18 protein-coding genes are annotated in these 15,266 nt (G+C 57.4%); 6 read left to right on the top strand and 12 right to left on the bottom strand.

Features of this window, described 5'->3' with window-relative positions:
• The first annotated feature begins 20 nt into the window (after positions 1 to 20).
• From AC2FIP_RS02100 to AC2FIP_RS02085, 4 genes are all read left to right on the top strand, one after another.
• Positions 21 to 626: a CvpA family protein gene (locus tag AC2FIP_RS02100; RefSeq protein WP_496785012.1), complete on the top strand. Its 606-nt coding sequence runs from the start codon at positions 21 to 23 to the stop codon at positions 624 to 626.
• A 616-nt stretch (positions 627 to 1,242) separates the two neighbouring features.
• Entirely contained in the window at positions 1,243 to 2,766 is a 1,524-nt protein-coding gene (gene purF / locus AC2FIP_RS02095; protein ID WP_496785010.1) for an amidophosphoribosyltransferase, read from the top strand.
• 251 nt (positions 2,767 to 3,017) lie between these two features.
• Positions 3,018 to 3,266 (top strand): hypothetical protein, encoded by a 249-nt coding sequence (locus AC2FIP_RS02090; protein WP_496688283.1) that lies wholly within the window; start codon positions 3,018 to 3,020, stop codon positions 3,264 to 3,266.
• A 42-nt stretch (positions 3,267 to 3,308) separates the two neighbouring features.
• A complete protein-coding gene (locus AC2FIP_RS02085) occupies positions 3,309 to 3,953 on the top strand; it encodes an SDR family NAD(P)-dependent oxidoreductase (RefSeq protein ID WP_496785009.1) in 645 nt (214 codons plus the stop codon).
• Positions 3,954 to 4,013: 60 nt separating this feature from the next.
• On the opposite strand, the gene AC2FIP_RS02080 is transcribed toward AC2FIP_RS02085, so the two are convergent.
• From AC2FIP_RS02080 to AC2FIP_RS02065, 4 genes are all read right to left on the bottom strand, one after another.
• The gene (locus AC2FIP_RS02080) at positions 4,014 to 4,856 is read right to left on the bottom strand and encodes an ATP-binding protein (RefSeq protein WP_496731754.1); all 843 of its coding nucleotides are present in this window, start codon (positions 4,854 to 4,856) and stop codon (positions 4,014 to 4,016) included.
• Positions 4,857 to 4,973: 117 nt separating this feature from the next.
• Positions 4,974 to 5,891, bottom strand: a complete 918-nt coding sequence (gene tatC / locus AC2FIP_RS02075) for a twin-arginine translocase subunit TatC (protein ID WP_142633471.1) — start codon at positions 5,889 to 5,891, stop codon at positions 4,974 to 4,976.
• Positions 5,888 to 6,346, bottom strand: a complete 459-nt coding sequence (gene tatB, locus AC2FIP_RS02070) for a Sec-independent protein translocase protein TatB (protein WP_496749652.1) — start codon at positions 6,344 to 6,346, stop codon at positions 5,888 to 5,890. The genes tatC and tatB overlap by 4 nt, the downstream gene beginning before the upstream one ends.
• A 6-nt stretch (positions 6,347 to 6,352) precedes the next feature.
• Positions 6,353 to 6,568: a twin-arginine translocase TatA/TatE family subunit gene (locus tag AC2FIP_RS02065; protein WP_142633467.1), complete on the bottom strand. Its 216-nt coding sequence runs from the start codon at positions 6,566 to 6,568 to the stop codon at positions 6,353 to 6,355.
• Positions 6,569 to 6,787: 219 nt separating this feature from the next.
• Between AC2FIP_RS02065 and AC2FIP_RS02060 the strand changes: the two genes are divergently transcribed.
• Both AC2FIP_RS02060 and AC2FIP_RS02055 read left to right on the top strand, forming a co-directional pair.
• Positions 6,788 to 7,093 carry a hypothetical protein gene (locus AC2FIP_RS02060; RefSeq protein ID WP_142633465.1) on the top strand — a complete coding sequence of 102 codons (306 nt, stop codon included), beginning with the start codon at positions 6,788 to 6,790 and terminating at the stop codon, positions 7,091 to 7,093.
• Positions 7,094 to 7,114: 21 nt separating this feature from the next.
• A complete protein-coding gene (locus AC2FIP_RS02055) occupies positions 7,115 to 7,786 on the top strand; it encodes a helix-turn-helix transcriptional regulator (protein ID WP_496785008.1) in 672 nt (223 codons plus the stop codon).
• A 63-nt stretch (positions 7,787 to 7,849) separates the two neighbouring features.
• Here AC2FIP_RS02055 and AC2FIP_RS02050 read toward each other — a convergent pair whose 3' ends face one another.
• The 8 genes from AC2FIP_RS02050 to AC2FIP_RS02015 form a co-directional block, all read right to left on the bottom strand.
• The gene (locus AC2FIP_RS02050; RefSeq protein ID WP_496785007.1) at positions 7,850 to 9,001 is read right to left on the bottom strand and encodes a peptidoglycan DD-metalloendopeptidase family protein; all 1,152 of its coding nucleotides are present in this window, start codon (positions 8,999 to 9,001) and stop codon (positions 7,850 to 7,852) included.
• A 63-nt stretch (positions 9,002 to 9,064) separates the two neighbouring features.
• Positions 9,065 to 9,715, bottom strand: coding sequence for a protein-L-isoaspartate(D-aspartate) O-methyltransferase (locus AC2FIP_RS02045; RefSeq protein WP_142633458.1), 651 nt, complete (start codon positions 9,713 to 9,715; stop codon positions 9,065 to 9,067).
• A complete protein-coding gene (gene surE, locus AC2FIP_RS02040; RefSeq protein WP_496785006.1) occupies positions 9,712 to 10,494 on the bottom strand; it encodes a 5'/3'-nucleotidase SurE in 783 nt (260 codons plus the stop codon). Before surE ends, AC2FIP_RS02045 begins: the two co-directional genes overlap by 4 nt.
• Positions 10,495 to 10,615: 121 nt before the next feature.
• Positions 10,616 to 11,701, bottom strand: coding sequence for an ABC transporter ATP-binding protein (locus tag AC2FIP_RS02035; RefSeq protein WP_185956606.1), 1,086 nt, complete (start codon positions 11,699 to 11,701; stop codon positions 10,616 to 10,618).
• 80 nt (positions 11,702 to 11,781) lie between these two features.
• Entirely contained in the window at positions 11,782 to 12,828 is a 1,047-nt protein-coding gene (locus tag AC2FIP_RS02030; RefSeq protein WP_496785005.1) for a methyltransferase domain-containing protein, read from the bottom strand.
• 90 nt (positions 12,829 to 12,918) lie between these two features.
• Positions 12,919 to 14,031: a DNA alkylation repair protein gene (locus AC2FIP_RS02025; RefSeq protein ID WP_496785003.1), complete on the bottom strand. Its 1,113-nt coding sequence runs from the start codon at positions 14,029 to 14,031 to the stop codon at positions 12,919 to 12,921.
• Positions 14,032 to 14,033: 2 nt separating this feature from the next.
• The gene (locus AC2FIP_RS02020; RefSeq protein WP_496785788.1) at positions 14,034 to 14,813 is read right to left on the bottom strand and encodes an SDR family oxidoreductase; all 780 of its coding nucleotides are present in this window, start codon (positions 14,811 to 14,813) and stop codon (positions 14,034 to 14,036) included.
• Positions 14,814 to 14,887: 74 nt separating this feature from the next.
• Positions 14,888 to 15,250 (bottom strand): nuclear transport factor 2 family protein, encoded by a 363-nt coding sequence (locus tag AC2FIP_RS02015; protein ID WP_142633450.1) that lies wholly within the window; start codon positions 15,248 to 15,250, stop codon positions 14,888 to 14,890.
• Between the last annotated feature and the right edge of the window lie 16 nt (positions 15,251 to 15,266).

Genomic DNA, 15,266 nt, shown 5'->3' with positions numbered 1-15,266 from the left:
AAAAATTACGGGCGAGGGCCATGGAAGGTTTTACAATAATTGACGGGGTAGTTGCCCTGATCATCGTTATATCGGGTCTGCTGGCCTATTCCCGTGGCCTGTTGCGGGAAATTCTCGCGATCGCGGGATGGGTTGCGGCGGCAGTTTTGGCATTCATTTTCGCACCACAGGCCGTTCCACTGGTCAAAGAAATCCCCGTTGTCGGAGATTTCCTGCGCGACAGTTGTGAATTGTCGGTTATCACCGGGTTCGCTGGCGTGTTTGCCATTGCCCTGATCGTGGTTAGTATATTCACCCCACTGTTCTCATCTCTTGTGCAACGGTCTGCACTGGGCGGCTTGGATCAGGCACTTGGGTTTTTCTTTGGAATCGCGCGCGGCATCCTTTTGGTGGCGATTGCCTTCTTCGTCTATGACACAGTCATGACGGGCCAATCCTACACCATCGTCGACGAAAGCCGGTCAGCCAAAGTGTTCGAACAATTCAGCGACAAAATCGAAGAGCAAAACCCCGAAGCCGCGCTGGGGTGGGTAACATCCCAATATGAAGAACTGGTAGCCAGCTGTGGTGAAAGCGCCGATCCATCCGACGCACCTGCCGCCCCTGCAGCACCTGCAACGGAATAAAGCAAAAGCCCGGTCAAAGCCGGGCTTTTTCAATTCGGCTTAGACAAACCCTTCTCCGGCGCAAACAGTGCATCTGATGTTTTTCAGACCAAAGCACCCCTCGCAACGGGACATGACGGGCTTGCCAAAAATGTCCCGACTTTTGATCACTTCACCTGCGCCTCCGCAAATCTGACAGGGTGCGCGCCCCATTCCACGGCATCGGTGGCACCGGCGTTTTACCGGTTCTTGCTTTTTCTGACCTTGATTGTTTTGCCACATGTCTGAAATCCGCTTGGCTTGAAGAAACTATTGTTTCGGATTGTTTCCTCTATGACAGCACAAGCTGCGAAACCTGTCACCTTTTGTTCGGCCATTGTGGCAAATTCCACCTGCGTCAAATCGCAAATGTGATCCTTTGATGACACAGCCTCCGTAAGGCTTTATGTGAAGTCCGAACTGACATGGAATCGGAGCTGCCGATCTTGCTGTATCTGTTTTCTTTCGCGCCTGCCGCTTGCGACCAGGGCGCGTCTGCATCCCAAGATCTATGGGAAGTATCAGGCAAAGACACCGCCATGCTGATGTTCCGAACACCGCCACAACTTAAATCGTCATAGTAATTTGGAGCCCGTACATGTGTGGGATTTTGGGGATCGCAAGCAAAACACATGATGTGTTTGCGGAAATCTATGACGGGCTTCTGATGCTACAGCACCGGGGTCAGGATGCATCGGGTATCGTCACGTATACCGGAGAGTTCTTCCGCGAAAAGAAAGCCAACGGGCTGGTCAAGGACGTGTTTAACGCTCAGGACGCCGATACCCTGCTTGGAAAGGTCGGCATTGGCCATGTGCGCTATCCGACCGCCGGGTCGCTCAGCGCGGCCGAGGCGCAGCCATTCTTCGTGAATGCCCCGTATGGCATCTACCTGGTTCATAACGGCAATATCACCAACACTGCCGCACAGCGTGAGAAGGTCACTGGAAAATACAGCCGCCACCTGCGCACAACGTCAGATTCGGAAATTCTGCTGAACGTTCTGGCGGACAAGGTCGCTGACGCAATCAAGGTCAATGGCAACGCCGAGCCCATTCGCAATATCTTTGCCGGTGTGAAGATGACGATGGAACGGGTACAGGGCGCCTATTCGGTGATCTGCCTGATTGCAGGTGTCGGAATGCTGGCCTTCCGCGACCCGCACGGAATTCGCCCGCTCTCGGTGGCCATCCGCGAAACCGAAAGCGGTGGCGACGACTTTGCGTTTGCCTCGGAAGATGTGGCCTTTGGCATCAACGGCTTCAACAAGATGCGCGACCTGCGCCCTGGCGAAGCGATCCTGATCGACCTGGACGGCGACATGCACGAATTCCAGGCGGTCGAAGGCAAGCTGACACCCTGTATCTTTGAATATGTCTATCTCGCGCGTCCGGATTCTCTGTTGGACGGCGTCTCTGTCTATAAAACGCAGATGCGTATGGGGCAGACGCTGGCCAAACAGATCCAGGAATCAGGGCTTGAGATTGATCGGATCATCCCGGTCCCAGACAGCGCCCGCCCGGTCGCGCTTGAGGCGGCCAAGATCACCGGCATTCCCTATCGCGAAGGACTGGTAAAGAACCGCTATGTCGGACGAACGTTCATCATGCCCGGTCAGGCCGAACGTCAGAAATCCGTGCGCCGCAAACTGAATGCGGTTCCGCTGGAGTTTGACGGCCACAATGTTCTGTTGATCGACGATTCCATCGTCCGCGGGAACACGATCAAGAAGATTGTGCAAATGTGCCGCGAGGCTGGAGCCAAGAAGGTCTACATTGCCAGCGCCTCACCGCCGGTGAAATACCCGAATGTCTATGGCATCGACATGCCCACCAAACATGAGCTGATTGCCCATGGCAAAGAGGTCGAGGAAATCCGGCAAGAGCTGGGTGCAGACGCCCTGATCTATCAGCATCTGGACGATCTGATCTGGGCCGCCAAGGAAGGAAATCCAGAAATCGAAGCGTTCGACTGTTCGTGTTTTGACGGAAAATACATCACCGGAAGCGTCAGCAAAGACTATCTGGATACGCTCGAGAGCAGTTCACGCGTTAGTAAGAAACGTGAAGACATGCAGGTGCCCGGCGGATCCTGGAACGCGGCCAAGCTGGCTTCGGGATAAGTTCCCGGCGAATCGGTAGCTCTCTGCCCGGTTCAAGCCGGGCGGTTTCCGACTGCATCGGTGTAAATTCGCTTAGTTTCCGCGCACAACTTTTTGGCGAAGGAAATGCAATCGCAATGGGTTCACCGACTGCCTTTTGAAAGTGACGGAACGGACAATTCACCGGACCTTTTGTTCCCTTGTTGCGTTTGATAGTCCGCCTCCAACCACTCATCAAAAGGGGTTGGGGCCGTGTGCCGCAGCCGCACTCTATGTCAAACAAAACCGTCACAAGCGCGGCCACGCAACAGGGCGCGCTTAGCAAAAACTCTGTCACCCTGCTTGGGGTGTTTGGGCCAAAGGCCGATATGCGCGCGCTGATGCGGATGTCTTCTGGCCGGGTCAAAGAGGTCAAGCTGGGCAGCCGTGTGTCTTCAGGTACTATTGTGGCCATTGATGCCGAGGGCATCATGCTGCGACAAAGCGGTCAGACGACGCGCATAGCGATCCCGGGCAGCTAATCCTGTCTTGACGCGCTGCGCGCTTGGGTTCAAACCGCAGTCATGACCGATCAGACTAAAATCGCCCTCATCACCGGGGCCTCACGCGGGCTGGGCGCTGCCCTGGCCGAGGCGCTGGCACCAAAGTACCACATCGTCGCTGTCGCCCGCACCACCGGCGGGTTGGAAGAACTGGACGACCGCATCAAAGCAAAGGGCGGTTCAGCCACCCTGGCCCCTATGGACATTGCCGACCCGAATGCGATGGCCACTCTGTGTCGTGGCATCCATGATCGCTGGGGCAAGGTGGACCTGTGGCTGCATACTGCGGTTCACACTTCGGCCCTGACGCCGACCCATTTCATTGACCCCAAGGAATGGACCAAAGCCATAAACACCAACGCAACCGCCACGTCGGTCCTGATCCCCTATGTTGCGCCTTTGCTGGGTGAGGCCGGCCATGCGGTGTTTTTCGATGATCCGAAGGCGGGCGAGAAATTCTATGGCATCTACGGTGCCACCAAGGCGGCGCAGATGGCTCTGGCCCGTAGCTGGGCGCTGGAAACTGAGCGCACCGGGCCGCGTGTGAGCATCGTGGAACCGGCTGCCATGCCTACTGCCGTGCGTGCCCGGTTTCATCCCGGTGAGGATCGGGAGGCATTGACCAGCACCGCAGATGAAGCGGCGCGCATTCTGGCTCTGTTTTAGGAATGGCCCATTGGGCCATGCCTCCGGCGGAGGTATTTTTAGCCAGATGAAGCCGGCGGATTACGCGATGTGAACACCGTTTCTTCCGGCCAGATCGACGAAGAATTGCCATGCCACACGTCCCGAGCGCGCGCCACGTGTGGCCTGCCATTCGATCGCTTCGGCGCGCAGGGTGTCTGCGTCGACCGAGACGCCGTAAGCAGCACAATAGCGGTCGATCATGGCAAGGTATTCGTCCTGATCGCAAGGATGGAAACCCAGCCATAGCCCGAACCGGTCCGACAGTGAGACCTTCTCTTCTACGGCCTCAGACGGGTTGATGGCGCTGGAACGTTCATTTTCGATCATATCCCGCGGCATCAGGTGGCGGCGGTTTGAGGTGGCGTAGAACACCACATTTTCCGGGCGACCTTCGATGCCACCGTCCAGCACTGCCTTGAGCGATTTGTAGTGCTGATCATCGTGGCTGAAGGACAGGTCATCACAATACAGGATGAACCGATGCGGCGCTGCACGTAGATGGTTCAGCAGCCGCGCGACCGAGCCCATATCCTCGCGCTGCAGCTCAACCAGTTTCAGATCGGGATGTTCGTTCTGCAGGGTGCCGTGGACCGCTTTGACAAGGCTGGATTTGCCCATACCGCGCGCGCCCCAGAGCAGTGCATTGTTGGCCTTAAATCCCGCGGCAAAGCGGCGTGTATTGTCCAAAAGTGTATCGCGAGACCGGTTGATACCCACCAAGAGATCCAAATCGACCCGATTGACCTGCTTAACCGGTTCCAGGCGGTCGGGTTCGACATGCCAGACAAAAGCCGGAGCTGCGGCGAAATCGGGCGCGGCCAGAGGCGCCGGGGCCATGCGATCCAGCGCGTCGGCAATACGGTTCAGAGCTTGTGTATCCATTGGGGCCTCCGGTCGTGTCTGCAGGGTCTCAAACCATGTTCCGCACGGCACGACAAGTGCGACGCATGAAAAAGGCGCGCCGGGCTGGGCGCGCCTGTTCATTGCTTGATCGCAGCTTTATTTGCCGTCTTCTTCGTGGATGATATCGGCATCAGCCTCTTCTTCGTCGTCATAGTATCCTTCTGCGCGCAGTTCGGCTTCGCGCTTTCTCTCGACACGGGCGACAAGGAAGATCGACACCTCATAAAGACCATACACCACGACAAACAGGATGATCTGAGTGATCACGTCTGGCGGTGTCACAAGGGCGGCCAGCACCAGAATGCCCACCATGGCGTATTTGCGGACACTGCCCAAACCTTCGGCGCTGACCAGACCGGCCTTGCCCATTAGGGTCAGCAGAACCGGCAGCTGGAAACACAGGCCAAAGGCCAGGATGAATTTCAGCGTGATATCTAGCGATTCATTCACCTTGCCGAAGAACGTGATCTTCACGCCCTCGGTGGTTTCGGGCACAACCACGATCTCTTCTGGAACATCTCCGGTTGTCGCCGACAACAGATTGGCGAAAATCGAACTGACATCCGCAAAACCCAGGAAGAACTGCATGGCCAGCGGCGTCACTACGAACTGCGCAAAAGATGCCCCCAGCAGGAACATGAACGGCGAGGCGACCAGGAATGGCAGGAAAGCGCCCTTCTCAGACCTGTACAGACCGGGCGCCACAAAGCGCCAGAGTTGATAGGAGATCACCGGGAAGGCCAGCGCAAAACCAAACACCATCGATATCCGGAACAGCGTAAACAGATATTCCTGTGGCGAGGTATATTGCAAAGTCGGAGAAGGATCGCCCAGATCGCGCAGCGTTGCCTCGATTGGTTGGACCAGAAATTGCAGGATCGGTTCCGCGACCGTAAAGGCCAGGACAATGCCTATTACAAAGGCAATGACCGCGCGGATCAGCCGGGTGCGCAGTTCCGCCAGATGCTCGATCAATGGGGCCGAGCTGTCTTCGATCTCGTCTGTGTCGGTCATGATTTGCCTTCGCTTTTCAGCGCGGCTTCGGCCTCTTCAGCCTTGGCCAGCGCGTCGGCGGCTTCTTTCGCCTTCCGCTCGGCCGCAGCGCGTGCGGTCGAGGCCTGGATCTTCTTTGCCTGTTCGGCCCGTTCGGCGGCCAGCTTACCGGTCTCGCTATCGGGGTCAAACTTGGTGGGGTCGATACTTTTGGCCAGGTCCTGCGCGGCTTCTTTCACACCATCCATGGCGCTGCCTACAGGGTTGGTGGCCGCGTTGAGACCTTTTTTGATGTCATTCACACCGGCCTGATCCGCCGCCTCGTTCATGGCACTGCTGAATTCGCGCGCCATGCCACGGGCCTTGCCGACAAAACGACCGACATTACGGAACAAAACCGGCAGATCCTTTGGCCCCACAACGATCAGGGCAACGACGCCGATGACCAGAAGCTCGGTCCAGCCCAGATCAAACATACCGGATCAGACCTTGTCTTTGTCGGTCTCGGGCGTGACGTCTTTGGCCAGCTCGGATGCGTCCTGATCCAGTTCCTCTGCGCCTTCTTTGACGCCCTTCTTGAATGACGTAATGCCTTTGCCCACTTCGCCCATCAACGAGCTGATTTTGCCACGGCCGAATAGCACCAGAACCACAACTGCGATCAGCAGAATGCCGGGAAGGCCAATATTGTTGAGCATCTCTCTTCTCCTATAACATCGGCACCGTACGCCGGAAATGTGATCTGGGTCCGTGTCTACGCCCGCTGGCCCGCCTGCAAAAGTGAGTTGGTTCAAATCTGCGTTCAAATTTGATCCGATCCGATGTTTTTTACGGCCTCGGATTGATCAACTGACAGGTTTGTGTCAGTTGATAGGGGCTAGGTAGGCGGTATCGAAACCTGGTCAACGGAGATTCACATGACCCATGTTGCAGAAATCGTCACCTTCACCCTCGCCAACGGGACAACCCCGGAAGAGTTTGTAAAACTCAGCCAAGCGTCCGAAGCCTTTGTACGCGCAGCTCCGGGGTTTGCCCATCGTCAACTCAGTCAAGGCGAAGACGGGCGCTGGACTGACTACGTGATCTGGACCGATATGAAGGCCGCACAGGACGCAGCTGCGCAGTTCCCGCAGCAGGGTTTTGCGCCCGCACTGATCGCCGCGATCAACCCCGAAGGCATGCAGATGCGCCACGAGAACGTGCTATGGAACATGACCGCGTAACCCCGGTCAGAGCGGCGTGTCATGCGCCGTACTGATCGTCTGTTCGACATTATCCAGATCCTGCGCGACGGTGGCTTGCACCGCGCGCAGGACATCGCGGACCGGCTCGAAGTTTCGGTTCGCACGATCTATCGCGACATGGATACATTGGTGGCCTCGGGTGTTCCCGTCGAAGGTGAGCGCGGCGTCGGCTATATGGTGCGTGAGCAGATCACCCTGCCCCCGCTGAATCTGACCCCGGCCGAACTGGAAGCGCTGAACCTTGGCATGGCAATCGTGGCCGAGGCCGCCGACCCCGACTTGAAAACCGCCGCCGAGTCTTTGGCTGAAAAGATCGACGCCGTGCTGCCGACACAGGTGATTGCCGAGGCTGACAGCTGGAAATTTGCGGTATACCCCTTTGCCGATGCCGCACGCGGGCTGGCGCATATGGCCCCGATCCGCGCCGCCATCAAATCACGACAAAAATTACGTCTGAGTTACCGCAGGATCGACGGCGTGCTGACCGAGCGCACCATTCGGCCATTGCATATGGAGTATTGGGGACGAGTCTGGACGCTGACTTCCTGGTGTGAACTCCGCGATGGTTTCCGGGTCTTCCGAATTGACCTGATCGAAACCGTCCTTCCCCTGCCCGAGATTTTTGCAGACGAGCCGGGAAAGCGTCTGAGCGATTACGACCCATACGCTTAACCCTGCCGTCATCGGGTTGGGATTATCCCTGCCAGCGGCATGGCCCTGACGGGGCCATTCTTATCATTTCAGATAGGGCTCTGGATCTACAGATTCGAAGCCTTTGCGCACTTCGAAATGGACATAGGCGTTGTCCCCGCTCCGCAGCGAGGCAATCTTCTGCCCTCGTCGCACGCGCTCCCCTTTCTTGACCGTGATATCTGCCACATTGGCATAGACGGTCAGCAGATCACTGTTGTGTTTAACAACGATGATCGGAACCTGATCTGCATCAGCAGTGATCGCCGCAACAGTTCCCGCCTCTGCTGCCATTACAGGCGATCCTGCGGCCGCTGCGATGTCGATCCCCTCGTTCTTTCCCTTTTGATAGGTGCGGATAATCGTACCGTTCACAGGAAGCCCAAGCGCCGAATTACTTTGGTTTGTTGGTGCCTCGGCGGTCACATCAGGCGCCGGAGTGGCCGGGGAAATGGTTTCGTCGGGCAAGGGCTGTGTCGCGCTTGGGGGAGTCGGTGTCGGAGACCCCTGGCCGGGCTGAGTCACATTCGTTGCAGGCACAGCAGCTTTGCGCGGTGCGGATTGGCTTTTCACCGGGATCAGAAGGAACTGGCCTTCGCGGACGGTAAAATCGGAATCCAATCCATTCCAGTCTGACAGCGCCTCAACGGGAACGTCATAGAGGCGTGAAATTGTAAATGCCGTTTCACCACGTTTCACCTTGTGGCGGATCGGTTCGGGACCGGTTGGTGCCGGTGCCGCCGCAGGTTTTGCGGGTTCAAGCGTTGATGTACGGACCGAGCCATTTGCGGGGACCTCGTCGATTGCCGTACCAGCTATCGTCGCAATATCGACAGAGCTTGAGGAACCGACCGTCTGGGGCAGTGCCACAACTTCGCCCTCGCGCAGGGAATCGGTAGGCATTAGACCATTGAAACGCGCCAGCTCTCCTTCAGGCAAACCAACCCTTGCGGCCAAGTCTCTGACAGTGTCACCGCGGCGAGCAATCGCCACTTGATAGGTCGGATATGTGATGACACCCCTGGCATCCGGAGCGGGCCGGTTGGTCGTCGCCGACTGTGCTGCTTCGGCGGTGGAAAAACCGCCTACCTGTCCGCGAAGATCATAGTCCAGCGGCCCTTCGCACCCAGCCAGGATTGCAAGGCTAGCCACTCCTAACGCACAGCGGCGCATTGCTGAATTGGAAACTGCTCTCATTTTATTGTCCTCGACACCTGCCCCTGTTCATCGGGGTTCCGGCGCATTTTGCAGAATATTCCTTTAAGCTCCATCCTTCCCAAGCCCTTCTAACAAGGGCACAAAACGGACAGGCAACAATTCGTCATAGTCCAAACCGGATTCGGTGCGTCGGACCCTGATCAACGTCTGGACCGTATCCGACTGCCCCACCGGCAAGACCATGATACCGCCGATTTTGAGCTGCGCCAAGAGCGGCCCGGGCGGGTCCTCGGCAGCTGCAGTCACGATGATACGATCAAACGGGGCTTGCTCGGGCAAACCAAACGAACCATCCGACAACATTGCCGTCACATTCGTCAGCCCCAAATCACGGAACAACTGGCCGGTTTCGCGCACAAGTCGCTTATGACGCTCGACCGTGTATACCCGGCGTGCCAGTTTCGACAGGATTGCGGCCTGATAGCCCGATCCGGTCCCGATCTCGAGCACGGTATCACGCGGACGTACTTCCAGCGCCTGCGTCATCAGCCCAACGACAGACGGTTGGCTGATCGTCTGGCCGCACGCAATCGGCAGCGGCGTATCCTCATAGGCGCGTTCTGCAAACAGGCCTTTGACAAATCTGCCGCGATCTATCTGCTCCATTGCTGCCAGCACGCGAGCATCCGTCACTCCGCGCGAGCGCAGGGCAAACAGGAACTGCATGGTTGTTTCAGGGTCCAGTCCGCTCATTCGATCGACTTTAACGCTTCCAACGCGTCATGCGCCGTCAGATCCGCACGCATTGGTGTGACCGAGATATAGCCTGCCAGATTGACGGCAGCATCCGTCCCAGGTGCAGTCGGGTTGTGTTGATACCCGCCCTTGATCCACAGAAACCGCCGCCCGGAAGGTGAGCTGTACGGCTCGACCGAGAAATGTGTGTCACGCCGATAACCCTGAGGGGCGATCCGGGTGCCAAGTACTTCATCCGCAGGCACTGGGGGGAAATTGACGTTGTAAAACAAACGGTAATCGCCTTGTTCTGCCGGCGTCGCGCCCAGTATCTTACGAACCAGTTCGGCACCAAATCGGGTCGCGGATTCGAACGGATCATCCAGCCCCAAATTGCGCGGACCGAAATATTGAGACAGGGCAATAGCCGGAACCCCCTGCAGGGCCGCCTCCATCGCGCCCCCGACTGTGCCAGAATACAGCGTATTCTCGGCCGAGTTGTTCCCACGATTCACACCAGATAATACCAGGTCGGGTGGCGCGTCCTTCATCACATCGTGCAAACCGGCCAAGACACAATCAGCTGGTGATCCTTCCGCAGCAAAACGGCGTTCTCCCAGCTTGGCAACCATCATCGGGTGCGTGTAGCTGATGCAATGCCCCACGCCGGATTGCTCGAAAGCGGGCGCAACGACCCAGACTTCACCGCCCGGTCCGGCCAGATCGGCAGCAATCGCCTCGAGTGCGATAAGTCCCGGCGCATTGATACCGTCATCATTGGTTAGAAGAATACGCATATGCCCCATCCACCGCAGCGTTTTTTCCTTGATAGACCCAGCCCCGCACTGCGGCAAGCAACCCGCAGGTGCAATCTGAGGCTTTCACGCACCACTTGCGCCTAAACTGCAGTTTTAGACCCTATTTGGGGAATACAAAGCACCGATCGCGGCGAATGGTCAGCCACATGACCCGCCCCGCTTGCGGGACAAACACGTTTGGAACGGTCGCTTTCAAGATTGAATCATCATAGTCCATACGGAATTCAATCAAACTTTCGTTGCCCAGAAAACGCGCCCGTTCGACCACACCACGCGCGGCTACCCCGTCCGTCGGTGTCGGCAGTGGACCTTTGCCATTGCGATCAAAATCCAAACGGACGTGCTGAGGCCGAAATACAATCTCAACATTCGTCCCATCCGGCACACCCGGAGCAAGAAACTGACCAAATGGGGTATCGGCCAATGCTCCGTTAACTTGCGCGCCTAACACATTTATATCGCTAAAGAATGCAACTGCAGCTTTGTCCGCAGGACGGGTGTAGACGTTGTAAGGCGCACCCTGTTGAACGATTCTGCCACGGCGCATCAGGGCGATCTCATCGGCCATACGCATTGCCTCTTCGGGTTCATGGGTAACCAACAGCACAGCGGCGTCCTCTTCCTTGAGGATCGCCAGAGTTTCGTCCCGAATTCCATCGCGTAACCGGTTATCGAGACCCGAAAACGGCTCATCCATCAACATGATCCGGGGGCGTGGGGCCAATGCGCGCGCCAGGGCCACCCGCTGTTGCTCACCGCCCGACAAGTGATGTGGAAAGCTGTCTGCGAAACGCATCAGGTCGACTTTGGCCAGCAACTCATCCACGCGTGCGCGTTTTTCATCTTTGCTACCCTTCAGGCCAAAGGCAACATTGTCAGCTACGCTAAGATGCGGGAACAGGGCAAAGTCCTGAAACATCAGGCCAATCTCGCGCCGCTCAGGCGGGACACGGAACACCGTATCGCAGATCAGCTTGCCATCGACATAGATCTGGCCTGTCTCTTGCATCTCGACACCGGCAATCATCCGCAGCGTCGTCGACTTGCCGCATCCTGACGGCCCCAACAGGCATGTCACCTGCCCCGCTTGCACGGTCAGCGAGACGTCATCAACCACCACCCGACCTTCGTACCGGGCGACCAGATTGCGAATTTCCAGACGCGGAGGAGTTGCGTTTACTGTCACCGATGGACCCCGTAGCCTTACCCGATCAAATCAATCGGGCTTGGGCGGGGATAGCAACCCCTCCCTTTGGGTGCAAGGGATCAGCAGCAGCCGCCCGTTTCGGCCTGCCCGGTCGCCTCAAATGGGCTTTCACCACCGCAGCCTTCGAAGATGCCGTAATGAGTTGAGAAATCACCGAGGAACTCGAAATGCCGCGCAAACCGCGTGTCTTTGAGCATCATCCATGTGTTGCCGCACACCGGAAACACCTTACCCGTCGCGATTGCGTGGTGGTCATCCAGCTCAAACATGTGCGCCGCATTGGGGACAGTGCCCTTATAGATCACGGCCTGACCATAATCTTCACAGGCGGGTTCCAACGCAGGTAACTTGAACAGACGATAGGTGGCTGACAGGAATTTGAGCGGTGCCACGCGGTGCTCAAGAACCGGGTTTTCGATGGTCAAGGAGCGGTGCGTGACTCGACGCGGGTCGCCGAAACCGGCTTTGCGAGACATCGACAGAAAGTCATTCCAGTACAGCGCACCGGACAGACACTCGCCATACAGAACCTCATCCTCGGCCATTGCCTGCGGTACGCGACGATCCGCATAAACGTCCGAGAAATACATCTCTCCGCCGTCCTTAAGCAGGCGATGCGCGCCGCGCAGAACGGCCTCTTTATCGGTGGCCAGGTTGATCACACAGTTCGAAACGATGATATCGAAAGACCCCGCCTTTAAGCCCAGTTCATCCAGCTTTTCGATGTAGCCGTGATGGAATTCCACGTTGCTTTGGGCATACCCAAAGGTTTCGGCGTGATATTCCTGATGCGCGCGGGCGATATCCAACTGCTCGGGTGTCATATCAACGCCCACCACACGGCCTTTCTCACCTACCATAGCAGACAGGGCGTATACATCCCGACCCGCGCCACAGCCAAGATCAAGGATGCTCATCCCCTCAAGATCCAGCGGTGCGATCAGACCGCATCCATAATACTGGGTCAGTACTTCATCGTGAATATTTGCGAGAATCTTCTTCAGATGATCCGGCATATCGTCGGGCGTACAACACGCGTTGGTCTGCAGGTCCGCGCTGCTTTGCAGGACCTCGCCATAATAGTTCTGCACCGATTCATGCTTCATCGCTGTCATCCCCTGATCTGACTGATGTTGAGCTAACCCAGCACCGCGCACCGTGCAATCAAAAGCCGAGCAATCTGACGAAAGGTTGAGCTAGCCCAGCAGCTCAAAATCCAGATCCGCTCGCACCCGGCCATTCACCTGAATCTCCAGAAGATGTGCGCCGGGAACAAGCCTGAACGTGGTCGCATCGCCTTTGAGCTTGTGCTTTTTGCTCAAGGTCAGGTTTCCATTCTTTAGCGCGGCCTGTTTCAGCTTGTGAACTTTGGCCGATTTTTTGCCGCCAGGTCTTTGGAAATGGATGATATAATCAATCAAAACGGGTTGGTTCGCCTCACCAGCCAATGAAACATCAAACTCAAGCGCGCCGCCAATCTTTGCGGGCCCGTTTACCGTGACCGAGACCTGTATGTCGGCATCAGGGTCATATCCCAGCATCTTCATCGCGCGCGGGTGCCCGGCCTTAACCAGACCGCGCAGGGTATGAGAGGTCATCCACCGCAACTCGTCCGCGTCCTGACGCTGTGAGACAGACCAATCCTGCAGGCGGTCCAGCACCATATCCGGGTCTTTTTTGGAGATGTCGTTCAGATGGTTGGCCACCGACCGCGTCACATAGCGCGTTTGATCCTCATGCAGCCGATCCAGCAGAGGCAGCGGGTCGGTTAATTCCAACCCCACCGCCTGGCCCCATGGCAAACGCGGGCGGGTTCCTTCGGACACCAGACGCCGCACGTGATAGCTGTCATGTCCGCACCAATCCTCCAGCCGCTCCATGACATGTTCGGGGTGACGATTGAGAAAGGGGCGAATGGCCCATTCCATCGAAAACCTCTGCGTCAGTTCAGCCAGCACGTCCAGCGCGAGGTCGGGGTGATCAAGGCCGACATTCACGACCCAATCCCCCAGCGGCGCAAAGATGAAATCGCCAAAATCGTCGTCGGTCTTGTTCGGATTCAGCGGCGGCGGCAAGGCCCGTAAAAGGGTCGGAGCGACAGTTGGCAGCTCACCCGGAACCTGTTGCTGCAGGCAATCGGCGATCCACGCCATCCGCTCTTTCAACTCAAGCTCGAGAAGGCGTGACATCACCTGCGTTTGAAACGCCTGTGCATCGAACCCTGGATCAGCCTCGGCAAAAAGCCCCGCCAGATAGCCGGTCTTTTCTGCATTAAACAACTGATCCTTCAGTGAAAACCCTTGCGCCATGGTCACATCGTCAGATTGGTCGCGCCACCATCCAACAGGATGTTCTGGCCGACGATAAAGCCCGCATGTTGCGAGCACAGGAACGCGCAGGTTGCGCCGAATTCTTCCCGCGAGCCATAGCGGCGCGTGGGGATAGTTGCCTCACGCTGCGCGCGCGCCTCATCAATGGAAATGCCCTGCTGCGCGGCCACGCCTCCGTCCAGGGAATCCGCCCGATCCGTGGCATGTATCCCCGGCAACAGGTTGTTGATTGTCACCCCATGCGGCGCGACCTGCCGCGAGGTTCCGGCCACATAGCCGGTCAACCCGGTCCGCGCCGCGTTCGACAGGCCCAGCACTGCGATCGGCGCGCGTACGGATTGTGAGGTGATGTTGACCACCCGGCCCCAGCCCTTATCCATCATGCCGGGCAACAAGGCTTTCATGAAGGCAATCGGGGTCAGCATGTTGGCGTCCAATGCCTTGATGAAGTCGTCACGCTGCCAATCCGACCACATGCCCGGAGGTGGGCCACCGGCATTTGTCACAAGGATATCAACGCCCTGTGCTGCGGCAATCACCTGCGCCTGCCCCTCTTCTGAGGTCACATCACACGCAACACTCTGCACTTCGACACCAAATTCCGAGCGCAAACGCGCGGCTTCAGCCTCTAACGCGTCGGCCCCTCGCGCGTTCATCACCAGATTCACACCAGCCGCCGCCAGAGCCTCGGCGCAGCCCAGACCCAAACCTTTACTGCTGGCACAGACCAGCGCGCGCTTTCCACCTATTCCCAGATCCATCTGTTCCTCCCCATCTGTGATTATCCGCATGTCTTGCACCCAGCAGATAGGGAAGACAGATTGATGACAAGGGGTTAGTAGAAGAACTCTTCCCGGACGATCTTGCCATCCGCGACGTGATACAGCGCAACTTCGCGCATATCGAAGCTCTCACCGCTTTCCTTGAACTTGCCCTGCACCTCAAAGATCACGGCAAAACGGTCTTCGCCATGCACCATCGGGTCACTGACGTTTCCGCCCGTCACTTCGGTCGAACTCTCCCACCAATCGTGCTTGCCACGGATCGCGTCGCGCCCATGCGCCTCGCGTCCCATACCGGATGCATCGACGGCCTCAACCGAAACGGCATCTGCCGCATACAGCTTATCCAGATTGGCCTTGGCCCGGTTTTCCCGGCATCCCGCCACCAGCTCATCGGCGATTTCTTTCAAATTCATTGATCCTCTCCATTAT

Source organism: Ruegeria sp. CDSB114, assembly GCF_059611025.1.
The sequence above is the reverse complement of the archived record's forward strand: the minus strand, read 5'-3'. Positions and strand labels throughout refer to the sequence as shown.